Consider the following 247-nt stretch of genomic DNA (forward strand, 5'->3'; position numbering starts at 1 on the left):
GCTTTACTTCCTCCACTAAACCTTTTGCTTCTCCGGCTAGAGTTTTGCTTTCATTAGCTAATGTTTCTATCTTATCTGCTCCCTTCTTTGCTTCATTGGCTTTCGACAACGCTTCTGAAGCTATCGTGGAGGCTCCTTCTGCTGTTCGTTTGGCTTCTTCCGCTAGGCTCTTGACTGCTTCTGCACCAGCACTTACCGCTTGTCTATCAACACTTGTCGCCCGTTCTGCTGCTGCTTTTGCTTCGTT

General features: G+C 47.4%; 1 protein-coding gene. It reads right to left on the reverse strand.

The window, feature by feature from the left end:
- Positions 1-247, reverse strand: a 247-nt coding sequence (locus tag ACFIN0_RS10200; protein ID WP_375702502.1) for a hypothetical protein, incomplete at both ends; no start/stop codon positions are given.

The sequence above is a fragment of the Bartonella sp. AA89HNZF genome (assembly GCF_042196905.1).
Lineage (GTDB): Bacteria > Pseudomonadota > Alphaproteobacteria > Rhizobiales > Rhizobiaceae > Bartonella.